This window comes from Arthrobacter sp. FX8, from assembly GCF_026723805.1.
Classification (GTDB): domain Bacteria; phylum Actinomycetota; class Actinomycetes; order Actinomycetales; family Micrococcaceae; genus Arthrobacter.
In genome coordinates, this window is the sequence record NZ_CP113505.1 from 3,855,607 (window position 1) to 3,867,136 (window position 11,530).

The 11,530-nt window shown below is 61.0% G+C and carries 7 protein-coding genes and 4 pseudogenes; 2 read left to right on the forward strand and 9 right to left on the reverse strand.

Features of this window, described 5'->3' with window-relative positions; translation table 11 throughout:
- The first annotated feature begins 953 nt into the window (after positions 1–953).
- Positions 954–1,442, forward strand: coding sequence for a helix-turn-helix domain-containing protein (locus tag OUO20_RS18045; RefSeq protein ID WP_268002306.1), 489 nt, complete (start codon positions 954–956; stop codon positions 1,440–1,442).
- Positions 1,439–2,293 (forward strand): IS3 family transposase, encoded by an 855-nt coding sequence (locus OUO20_RS18050; protein ID WP_268002307.1) that lies wholly within the window; start codon positions 1,439–1,441, stop codon positions 2,291–2,293. The genes OUO20_RS18045 and OUO20_RS18050 overlap by 4 nt, the downstream gene beginning before the upstream one ends.
- A gap of 74 nt (positions 2,294–2,367) precedes the next feature.
- Here OUO20_RS18050 and OUO20_RS18055 read toward each other — a convergent pair whose 3' ends face one another.
- The 9 genes and pseudogenes from OUO20_RS18055 to OUO20_RS18095 form a co-directional block, all read right to left on the reverse strand.
- Positions 2,368–2,706: a DUF202 domain-containing protein gene (locus tag OUO20_RS18055; RefSeq protein WP_268002308.1), complete on the reverse strand. Its 339-nt coding sequence runs from the start codon at positions 2,704–2,706 to the stop codon at positions 2,368–2,370.
- A 4-nt stretch (positions 2,707–2,710) separates the two neighbouring features.
- A pseudogene (locus OUO20_RS21585) lies at positions 2,711–3,114 on the reverse strand (YidH family protein).
- Positions 3,114–4,096, reverse strand: a pseudogene (locus tag OUO20_RS18065) (formylglycine-generating enzyme family protein). The pseudogenes OUO20_RS21585 and OUO20_RS18065 overlap by 1 nt, the downstream one beginning before the upstream one ends.
- A 293-nt stretch (positions 4,097–4,389) precedes the next feature.
- A pseudogene (locus tag OUO20_RS18070) lies at positions 4,390–6,839 on the reverse strand (beta-glucosidase H).
- Between the two features lie 77 nt (positions 6,840–6,916).
- Positions 6,917–8,248 (reverse strand): MFS transporter, encoded by a 1,332-nt coding sequence (locus OUO20_RS18075; RefSeq protein ID WP_268002309.1) that lies wholly within the window; start codon positions 8,246–8,248, stop codon positions 6,917–6,919.
- A gap of 114 nt (positions 8,249–8,362) precedes the next feature.
- Positions 8,363–9,301: a sulfatase/phosphatase domain-containing protein gene (locus tag OUO20_RS18080; protein WP_326498050.1), complete on the reverse strand. Its 939-nt coding sequence runs from the start codon at positions 9,299–9,301 to the stop codon at positions 8,363–8,365.
- Positions 9,187–10,152 (reverse strand): sulfatase-like hydrolase/transferase, encoded by a 966-nt coding sequence (locus tag OUO20_RS18085; RefSeq protein WP_268002311.1) that lies wholly within the window; start codon positions 10,150–10,152, stop codon positions 9,187–9,189. The genes OUO20_RS18080 and OUO20_RS18085 overlap by 115 nt, the downstream gene beginning before the upstream one ends.
- A 2-nt stretch (positions 10,153–10,154) precedes the next feature.
- Entirely contained in the window at positions 10,155–10,772 is a 618-nt protein-coding gene (locus OUO20_RS18090) for a PadR family transcriptional regulator (protein ID WP_268002312.1), read from the reverse strand.
- Between the two features lie 207 nt (positions 10,773–10,979).
- A pseudogene (locus OUO20_RS18095) lies at positions 10,980–11,258 on the reverse strand (Mu transposase domain-containing protein); the annotation flags it as partial.
- Positions 11,259–11,530 lie beyond the last annotated feature (272 nt).

An 11,530-nucleotide genomic window follows, 5' to 3' on the forward strand; every position in this document is an offset into this window, starting at 1 on the left:
TTGTCGGACGGAACCAAGTGATTAAGGCTTCAGCCTAGTCTCGCTGGCGCCATATGGACTTAGCCAGAATTCGGAAGCCGGAACATTCGCCTCTGGAGGTTGTCTGTGCAGTCCATCCAATGAAGTCCCATCGCGAACAGACATGCCTGCGGACCCTATCCTTTGAAGACGGCACTGCCGACAGCTACTTCTACACGTGACAAGCTTCCTGCGCGGAACAGCAAGCTCTGCCTAACGAGGGACATCTCGTCGCGGCTCTCGAATGGGCTGAACCGGACACCGCAGAGCTTAGTTCAGAGGTGCCTTCGGGAGATCCTCCCCGTGCCCTTTCAAAGAGCCGATAACGGATATTCGGTCAAGTAGCTATCCGGTGATGCCAGGAAGCAGGAGCCGTGTGAGGGTTCCCCGCACGCCTTGCCCTTTAAAGTTTCTCGAAGGTCGCCTCTCCCCAGAACAACGTTGGACAGGGTGGCAGGGGAGCGCGGGCAACTTGCGGGCGCCGGTCTGGCGTCAGAATAGCGCGAAATAACGCATTGTTGACGGTGGCTCATGATGTTCTCAGATCCCACCCTGACAGTTGGAGGGGCAGGAAACCGAGCTGCGGTAGCCCGAGAACTTTCAAAATAGACCGAAGAATCGGGTCTTGATGGAAGTCGCTAGCGAAGGGGTGGGCGATGTCACCTCCTGCGGTTCGTCAGGTGTCTAAGAACCACACCGGAGCTCCACCGACGGGCAAGTCGTCCCACGTCAGGCGCCCCGACGTCAGGCTGGGGTGTACTTCAGATTGGATTGATTGCTCCGCATTTTCTCGGCGACCTCACGAAGCGGCTCTTCGTATGGCGCGGGGACCGTCTCCAGCGAGGCCCAGCGTTGAAAAGGGCCGCCAGCGAGTTTGAACTGCTCCCCGGAAGTTGGACTGAGAAATTCAGTTCTGACTTCCGGGGAGTATTTTCATGCATGCACGTAGTTCGTTGTCCGAAAGTCAGCGCGAGGCCGCTGTAGCGTGGTTCGAGAAGGGCACCGCAGATAAGGCGACGGCCAGCTTGCTGGGCGTGTCTCGCGGGCCGGTCAATCGTCTCTATCGGCGGTGGAGGATTCATGGTCGAGGAGCGTTGGTGGCAAAGTCGACAAAACGTATGTACTCGTACGAATTCAAGATCGCCTTGGTCGAACGGTTCATCGCGGGCGAGACTTCCCCGGATCTCGCTGCAGAGGCCGGATTATCCTCACCTCGCCTGCTCGAAACGTGGGTGCGGGCATATCGCCGCGAGGGTGCGGATGCGTTGCAACCGAAGTCTAAAGGCCGACCCAGGAAGCCCGACGCGCCGCCGCCTGCCGAGCTGCCTGAACTGGAACGTCTGCGGCGGGAGAACGAGCGGCTGCGGGCGGAAGTGGCTTACCTGGGAAAATTGCGGGCCTTGAGGGCGCAGGAACGACGGTGAAGGTCAAGGCCCTCATCACCCTCAAGGCTGATTTTCCGCTGTCGGTCCTGCTGCAGGTCGCCGGCGTTGCCCGGTCGACGTTCTTCTATCACCAGGCCCGTCTCCAGGTCCCCGATCCGCAGGAGTCACTCAAGGCCACCGTCACGGAGATCTTCGAGAAGAACCATGGCCGGTACGGGCACCGCCGGTTTCATACCGAGCTGGTCAAGCAGGGGTGGACGATTGCGAAGAAATCAGTGCTGAAGCTGATGCGTTCGCTGCGGCTGGTCTGCATGGTCCGAAGGAAGAAGCGCTACAACTCCTACCAGGGCGAGCAGGGCAGAGTTGCCCAGAACCTGCTGAACCGGGAGTTCGACGCGGATGCCCCGAATCAGAAATGGGTAACGGACGTAACTGAGTTCAGCGTCGACGGCCGCAAGCTCTACCTCTCGCCGGTCATGGACCTCTTCGACAGGCAGATCATCTCCTACCGCGTTGGCCTCTCCCCGAACCTGGAGCTCACCAACGCCTCGCTGCGCGAGGCCCTCAGCTGCCTTGAGCACGGTCAGCATCCGCTCGTACATTCGGACCAGGGCTTCCAGTACCAGCACGCCTCCTGGCGGGCTCTCCTCGAGGGAGCCGGTGCGGTCCCATCGATGTCCCGCAAAGCCAATTGCTACGACAACGCAGTGATGGAGAACTTCTTCGGACACCTCAAAGAAGAGCTCTTCCACCGGGTCCGGTTCCTCAACACCGAAGCACTGACCGCGGCACTGCACAAGTGCATCCGCTGGTACAACACCGAAAGAATCTCGACAAAGCTCGAGGGCCTGAGCCCGGTGCAATACCGTGCTCAGGCCCTCGCGGCTTAGGCTCTTACTTAGCCAGTCCAACATTCGGGGACCAGTTCAGTTCGCGGTCCCTCCTTGGGAAGGACAGCAAGGAGCTAGCCAGCGAGGACGACAAGGATTCCAAGCGCTCCCAGCACGACACCGGCGAAGGCTGTCCATAATACCGCGGGGATTTCTGCATCAACCTTTTCATGAGAAATGCCGTGGGAGCTGGCGTTGTAGCGTCGGCGTTGTGTGAGGTAAATGGCTGCGGCTGCGGCGACCGCGATGGCGAGCAGCGTGAGGATGGGGAACCCGTGGTGGGGGAGCCATCGAAGGAAGATGGCGCTGACCGTGATCAGGGACATCATTGTCCTGCCCCAGGCCAATGATGTCCGTTCCGGCTGCAGACCCGGGTCTCCGTGGCTGTGGGCGGGGTGCGGGGATGTCGTCATGGGTTCAGCGCCAGAGGATAAAGACCAGAACAACTGCGGCTGCCAGCGCTGCAGATCCGGCCAGGAGGGGAACAACGAGCGGTAGCGGAAGGGGCACCTTATTACGCATGCTGCGCTCTACCCGGAGCCATCGCACAGCGGAGCCGGCACTGAGCAGCATTCCGAGCAGGAGCAGGACAATGGCCAAGCCTTTGCGGACAGGCTCGAAGAAAATGCCCGAGGTAAACGCTTCGATGGCGATGCCACCCGCCAGCAGAGCAAGAGAGGTACGGATCCAGGCCAGGAAGGTCCGTTCATTAGCCAGTGTGAAGCGGGGATCTGGTTCGGTTCCCCCGGAAGCAGCAGTTCGGCGACCTTCCCCCTCCTTGGGGGAACGGAATCCTGAGTGGTGGTCTTATCGTCGATCATTAAACAGTTGCCGTTCGGAAGCCGCAGTTGCTGCTGGAAGAGTCTGGTGTATTGGATGTTCTGGCTGCTACCCGGTAGCGGTTGCAGTAGGAATCGTGGCACAGATAGGAACCGCCACGCATGACACGGCCCTTGCCGATTGTGGGCCCTTTCGGATTTGCCGCCGGCGAATTTCGGTAGTACTTGGGCAGAAACCAGTCGGCACACCATTCCCAGACGTTCCCGCTGACCTCGTAGAGTCCGTAGCCATTCGGGGGAAAGTGCGGACCGGGGCCGTGCCAAGGTAACCGTCGGATTGGGTGTTCACTTCGGGGAAGGTGCCTTGCCAGATATTGCAGTTATGGGCCCCGTCAGCCCGAAGCAGTTCATTGCCCCAGGGGTAGCGCTGCTGCTGCAGGCCCCCACGTGCGGCGTACTCCCATTCGGCCTCGGTGGGCAGCCGGCGTCCGGCCCAACGGCAATAGGCCAGAGCATCATCATGGGAAACCTGAACGACCGGGTGATCGGGGACATCGGACCAGTGCTGCCCAGGACCGGTCGGGTGTGCCCAGTCGGCTCCTTTAACTGTGAGCCACCAGGGTGCTCCGGATGCGGCTCCAAGGATGTCTTTCCTGTCCGCTTGGACGATCAGGTGGAAAACGGCCGAGGTGCCGTACTTTTCCGCTTCAGTTCTATATCCGGTCGCGTCTACGAACGCTGCAAATTGCCGGTTAGTTACCGCGGTCGCATCCATCCGGAATGCGCCCAGCGCCACCTCATGGACCGGCAATTCCCCGTCAGTGGCGTAGCCCTCATCGAAGGAATCTCCCATGAGGAAAACTCCGGCCGGGATCTCCACGTCAAGATGCCCGGCCCCTGCCTCTGCATGCAACGTATCGGGCCAGCCCGGGTCTTCGCGGCTCGGGCGATCCGTTCGTGTCGGTAAACAGCAGTTTGCGACAGGAAGCCGGGGCGTCCTATCGAGGGGAGTCTTGTCAGTCATGGGGCCTTGATCGTTCAATTAGTGGTTCGGCGGCAGCGGCCGAACCCGACGGCCGTGCCATGAAGGGTGGGTCTATTTATATTGTTGCCGTGTGAGTCCGAAGGGCACGGCGGGATGTGCCCGGACGGTGTACCGGCCGGGGCCGGTTTTCGTCACCAAAATACCCGTATGGTGGCGGATTGCGGAGTCTAGGACCGCCGCCACTGCCTCGTCCAGCGCTTTGTCAACGTCAGTCGCATCTTCGATGCGGACTTCGACAACTCCGGGGGATGTTTGCCAGGGGGCTGTGGCCGTCATGATTTCAGGACAATCGTGGCAGTGGACGGCAGGTCTGATACCGAAAAGCCTGTTCTCAAAAGGTATTCTCCGGGTTCATAGGTCCAGCCGTTGTCCCAGTAGGCGAGGAGGCGGGAAGGAACGTTGAGAACAGTGGATACCGTTTCCCCTGCTTCCGCCCTCACGGGGCAGGACGCCACAAGCCACCTGACAGGCCGGTCGACGGCCGAGCCAGGTTCTTCAGCGTATATCTGCACTACTTGTTTGCCGGCACGGGCGCCGGTGTTGGTGACGGTGACTGTGACTGGAATTACTTCATCCGGAGTGGCGGCTTCGGGGGCTTCTACGGAGTCGAGATTCCAATTCGTGTAGCCGAGGCCGTAGCCGAATTCGTAGGCTGGTTTTACACCCGATTTGAGCCAGGCGCGGTAACCGATGTGGATCCCCTCGTCGTAGCGCACTTTGCCCTCGACGGGGGTTACGTTGATGACGGGTACGTCCTCTTGCTTGATCGGCCAGGTGGTGGGCATACGTCCGCCTGGTTCTCGTAGGCCCGTGAGGACGTCTGCCAGGGCGTTGCCGTACTCTTGTCCGCCGAACCAGGTCAGGAGCACGGCTGCGACATCCTCGCGCCAGGGCAGCTCTACTGGTGAACCCGCATTGACTGCCACGATTGTGTTTGGGTTGGCAGCGGCGATGGCTGCCACGAGGTCATCCTGCCGTCCAGGAAGAGCGAGTGAGGTCCGGTCGTAGCCTTCGGATTCGACCTTCGCATTGGTTCCGACCACGACGACGGCGATGTCTGCGCCGCTGGCGGTTGCGACTGCGTCAGCAATTAGCTGCTCCGGGTCAATGTCGCCCGGCAGTAAGCCAAAGCCAAACGACAGTGCGCCGGCCAAGGCTGATTCTTTCGCGATGTCGTGTTGGACACGAATCGCGATGGGTGATCCGGCGACTGCTTCGATGGTGGTGCCCTCCGAGGGCGGGTTGAGGAACGCCGCTCCCAAATCGTCGGATTCCAGCGGGACGTTCACGTCGAGAATCAACGTGTCATCGACCCACATCCGGGAAACCCCTGCAGCACCAACCCCTAGTTTCAGGGAGCCGGAAGTCTCGGGCACGTAGCGGGTGACAATTTCCAGGGTTTCGGCGTCCCTGATGGGAGCGTCGCCGCCGAACCAGACAAGAGTGGTGGTGCGGCGGTCTTCGCCGAAGATCTCCCGTCCATCCTGGAGGAAGCGTACACGGACGCCGGGGTTTCCGGTATCAGGGTTTGTGATGCAGCCGAGTGGTAGTTCGGCAATGCCTTCCTGAACCACCGCCCCCAAGGCGTACTCAACGCTAGCGTCGGGGAATGCGGCCCTGATTCCCTCCAGCGGGGTGACGACGTACTCAGGGAGCACAGTGGCTGACCCACCCCCTGGGATCGGGCCTGATCGGCATTGTGGCCGATCACTGCTATCCGCGAAACAGTCTCGACGAGCGGAAGGATGCCATTGTTCTGCACCAGGACTGTGCCCTCGGCCTCCGCTTCACGCACGAAGGCGACGCCGTCCTCGGCCAGGGGCTGCGTTGTAACAGCGGGCTCGAAACCTTCCAGCGCTCCGACCCTAGCTGCCAGGAGAAGGACGCGCCGCACTTTGCGATCGATAGCAGCTTCTGGCACCTCTCCATTGCGGACGGCGGAGACTAGGGCTGCTCCCCAGGGACCATCCGGCCCGGGCATGGCGACGTCTTGGGAGGCCCGGGCGCTTTCTATCGACCGGACGCCTGTCCAGTCTGAGACCACGATCCCGTCAAAGCCCCATTCGGAGTTCAGGGGAGTCTCCAGCAGCGGATTCTCGGAAGCGGTGACGCCGTTGATGGAGTTGTAGGAGGACATGATGGCCCAGGCATGCGCTTCCGTCACGGACTTCTCGAAGGCCAGCAGGTAGAGCTCGCGCAGCGCCCGGTCCGAAACTTCGGTCGAGGCGGTGAAACGGTCCGTTTCGTAGTCGTTGGCGATGTAATGCTTGGGCGTCGCCGCGACGCCATGTTCCTGGACGCCCTTCACGTAGGCCGCAGCGAGATCGGAGGTGAGCACCGGGTCCTCGCTGAACGCTTCGAAGTGCCGTCCACCCAGGGGCGAGCGGTGCAGGTTGATGGTCGGGCCAAGGACGACGTCGACGCCCTTGGCCCGAGCCTCAACGGCGGCCGCAGCTCCATAGCGTCGGGCGATGTCTTGATCCCATGACGCCGCCAGGGCGGTAGCCGAGGGCAGGTTCAGCGAAGGATCGCGTTCATCCCACGCCTCGCCGCGCACACCGGAGGGGCCGTCCGACATCAGGAGGCGGCGGAGCCCGATCTTTTCGATCGGCCATGTCGTCCAAAAGTCCCGCCCGGTGAGGAGCTTGACTTTCTCCTCGAGGGTCAATTGGGCAACAAGTTCATCGAGGCGTTCGGCTGTTTTGTCCTGTTCGGCTGGCATGCGGTCGTCCTATCAGCGGTTTCTGCGGCGGTTCGGATGAGTGAGTACATGGGCCTGTGAACGGGCCATGCGCCTATTTATTGGGCTCCGGCGGTCTGTCCTGCACGGGTCTGCAGCAGTGTCTCGAGCCGGTGCGTGTCGCGCGGGTAGGTGCGGTACAGGATGGTGCAAAACGCCCCGTTGACGAGCATCAGGACACCTGGGATCCAGAACATGACGGCTGTGAGACCGATCGTTTCGCCCAGGAATCCGGCCAGCAGGTTGAAGATCACGAAGCCGAGCGCTTCGAATACTGACAGCATGAGCGCGAAGGCAGCGCCGCGCATCTCCGGGGGAACGACGGCTGCCACGATGGGGCGGTTCACACCCGGGTTTAGACCCTGCATAAAGCCCATGAGCGCCCAAAAGACGGCGAAGACCCAGATGCTGCCCCAGTTGAACTGTGTACCGATGATTGCGGCGATGCCGAAGCCGAACTGGGCGAACTGCAGCACACGGATGCGGCCGAAGCGGGGATTGCGCACATGCAGGGCATCGGTGACGGCTCCACCAATGATGGTCCCGGCGACGTAGGAAAGGCCGAATGGCAGGAGGATGACGGCTGCCACCGCGGTGTTGAAGCCGTATGTCTTGACCAGGAAGACGATGCCGAAAGATGCGATCAGCAGATGTCCGCTCAGGATGCGCTGCAGAAGCATTACAACGAAGGTCGGGATGGCAAGGAGCTGGCGCGTCTTCGCCCAGGTCAGTTTCGAATTCCCGGCTTTCTGCTCTGCCGTCATCATGTTTGTGGTCGGCTCGCTCGCGCCAAGTCCGGGGTCTTTGAAGAAGGCCATGAGTACGAGCCCGGCCAGGACCGTGATCGCACCCCAAATGAAGAAGCCGTAGCGCCAGCCGTCTTCGACGTTGGCGAGCTGGCCGGTGAGAGGACCGGCGATGGAACCGATCAGCGAGACGGCGCCCCACGTGTAGCCGTTTGCACGGCCACGGGACTTCTCGTCGAAGAGGTCCATGGTGATCTCGGAGACGATCGGCAGGGCAGCGGCGACGAACACCGCCGTGAGGCTCCAAGCGATAACGAGCTGCGCATAGTTTTGGGTCAGCCCGCACGCCGCCGTGCCAAGGCCGGTCATCACCGATGCGAAACCAAAGGCCATTTTGCGGTTGGTTTTGCGGGCGATCACCGCCCACATGGGCCCGGCGACGATACTGATGCCTTTAGCCAGCGATACCAGGAGCCCGAGAGCCTGAAGAGGCAGTGCCAGCGCTGCGATGATGACTGGAGCAAGGGTACTGAGGACGGAAACCTCATTGTTATCCGCGAAAAGCGGGATACCGATAATGGTGAGCTTGCGCCAACGGCCGGGAACAATTCCCGATTGGTTCGCCGGCGCGGCAGGCGTTGGCATGGGCGCCGTGTTGGACGGGTGGGACATGGTTCTCCTCATTGAGTTGTCGCTGAACCTTCATCAAAAATGGGAAACAGTGCGGGTTTTACGGGGTCATGACCGATGTGGTTACGGTCACTTGGCGGCGGGCTCACATGTTGCGGCGAGGGCCGAGTCGAGAGCCTTCAGTCGGTCATAACGGAGCCCGGGAGTGAGGGCGGCAATGTCGACGACGGTGCTTGTGGCGGCGTTGGTTATCAGGAAGTCCACAACGGGTCCGAGGTGATCGACGAGAACCGCTTTCGTCAGCGGGTCGGCCGCCAGGTCTGCGAGCCTGGTGTTGACGCCGGGGAACTCATCGCGGAATTCGCTCGACCCCGCCAAAGGCAGGCGCGCATCCTCATACAGGTGGCGTTGTGAGGCAGCGAGCAGTTGCTCAGGTCCGGGATCACCGGAGACCGGAAGGCCGAGGCGTTCGTACTGTGATACCGGGGCGTCGGCCTCACGCAGCTGGTTCACGAGCAGGCGCATCATGTGCAGTTCAAGATCGTCGTCGATGAGAGGATTCTGCTGCTCGGGATCCATAGCCAGGTCGAACAATAAGGTGCCGAACGAATACGGATTCCCGAAAGGATTCCCCGGCAGCCGGAGGACGGGCACTCCTTGCGTGAAGGGCAACGGCTCGACCAGTTCAGCATCCACCAGTTCCGAGACGGCGAAGCGGGATGCCATGTGGGTGGGCATGAGAGTGTGCTCGTAGAGTGGCATGTTCTCCTGAGTCGCGCAGGATCGCATGTAAACGTAACGGCCATCAGTGACGTTCACATGGCCACCAAAAGTGCCGAAAAGCCCCGCTGACCTGATGGGCTCGTCACTGCGGAGGACAGGAGCAATTGAACGGCCCTGCATCCGCGGCGTTGGTTGGAGACCAAAGTGCTCCAACAGAGTGGGGCCCAGATCTACCGTCTGCACAAGTTCCGTCCGTCGCGCACCGGCACTGCCGGTCCGCGGGTCCCAGACGAAGAGGGGCGTGTGGATGTTCTCGTCGTACCAGGGTTGGACGTTTTTCCCCACCAGCCGTGTTCGCCCAGCAGGAACCCATGATCAGTACAGACGATAAGCATCGTGTCATCCCACAGGCGGTGATCGTCCATGGCATCCAAGACCCGGCCGAGGTTCGCGTCGCACATGCTCAGGAGAGCGGCGTACTCGTTGCGTGCATGTTCCACTTCATCCGGTGACTCGGCTACACGCTTGTAATCCGGCCAGTCAAAACGTTCGCCCTCCTCAAGGGCAGGAGCTGCGTAGTGTTCCTTGTGCTGCGCGTACGAGAAGAACGGTTCATGGGGGTCAAAGCACTCAATCTGCAGAAACCACGGCTTGTCCGAGGCATGATTGGTCTCAATGAACTCGAGTCCAGCTCCAATGGTTTTGGTCTGCGGGTGATCTTCCTCCCGCGTAAGGTACTGCCGGTTAATCAGGTCCTGGCGCCATAACTGGTGACGCAGCACCCGTGGCCCGGGGACGTCCTCCGGGTCGTCCACATGGCCCTTCCATGCGTCTCCCTCCTGGCCGCGGAAGAACTCGTAGCTGTCAAACCGGTTGTGGTAGGTTGCGCCGCCGTCTTCCCAGTAGTGCTGATGATCGGTCACCAGATGCGAGTAAACACCTGACTGGGACAGCATTTCCGGAACCGAGTCGTCAAACGGCTCAAGAGGGCCCCATGACCGATGCAGGAAGTTGTAGCGCCCGGTATGCAGTTCCCTCCGGGCCGGCATGCACGGCATGCTGCCCGCGTAGCACGTCTCGAACGCAACCGTCCGGGAGGCCAGACGCTCGAAATTTGGCGCGTGTACCCAATCTCCCCCATAAGGAGGCAGAAATCGCCTGTTGAGGCTGTCGAACAACACCATAATTGCCTTCACGCTCAGGCCTTCCCATGGTCAGTGTGGGTAGTGACCGTTTCGGACTGATCTGCGATGATTCCGTCCAAGCGGCCCATCAACCTTTCGAGCCAGTTGATCCACGCATCAATGGCGTCTTCGCCGTACTCATTCATAAAATCTGCCACCAACGCGAGGTCTTTCGTATTGATTTCCGGGCGCGCTGGCCCATCAACCAGATGGTCCAACGCACGTTCACGACCGCGGTTCTCTGCTACCTGACGCAGACGGGCGGCGTGCTCCTCCTCGACGAGCAAACGCGCAAGTGCGGGGTCGAGCATCACAGTCATGCGGAGCCGCAACAGGAAAGCGGGATCCTGGAAACGGGCCGGCGGAACGTAGGCAGCGCGGATCCACTTGGTCAAGCGGGAGAAGCCATCATCAGTGAGTTGATACACCTTGGCATCAGGAGCGTTGTCACGCGCGTCGATCTCGTGCGTGACGAGGCCGTCGGCTTCCATCCTGTTGAGCTCACGGTAAATCTGGCTGGGATGCCGATCAAGACCAACAAATTTGCCCTCAACATCGACCCAGCGGCGTATGTCGTAACCGCTCATGCGGCGTGCGGCCAGGAGACCGAGCAGGGGAAATTCTAATTTCATGACTCTCCATTGAGATAGCTAGCGCTAGGTGCAAAAGCATCTATATGCAAAATAGATTAGCGATGAATGTGACGTCGGTCAAGTGAGCAGCGGAGCGCGAACCGGTCCGCCGGCCTTTACGCTCAATTTGGCAGCGATCTTGGCGTGGTTTGACGTTCGTCCATGTGACGAACGGCAGCCAGCAGCGTCATGAGGCCGCCTCGAGGATCAGGTCCGGCTGCTGGCCCAGATCAACTCCGAAGATCTCGTCGTAGCGGCCAAATCCCGCACCTCCACGGACTCCAACGGTTCAGCGCGGCGCACTCTTTGGGTCCGGAAGTCCCTGCGCATCACCGCCGTCCGGGCCACGCGAGCGGGATCGGTCAGAACCAGGTGGCGGCCCCATGCCCGGACATGGGTGGCGATGATGACACCCCCGAGGGTCACACAGATGGTGTCCAGATCAGCAATGACATCCACGATCCGCCCGACAAACGACGGGTCCGCGGAATAGTCGTTGAAAACACGCGAAGGTGCTAGTCCGGCGGGAGCCGCACGGCGTTGCGGAACACTGTCTCCGGGCTAACCGGCGGCAGCTCCATCATCCTTTCTCTGCCCAGAACAATCAGCCCATCAGGGCGGCGGCCGTGGCGGGACCGCGAATAGCGGTGATCAGCCTTCGGCAGCCAGTCCTCCAGCTGACCGTTGAAATCCGCTGGTGATCGGAACTCCCGGCACGGCATGAAGCGCTGCCGGAAAAACCTGTTCATCCGCTCGAC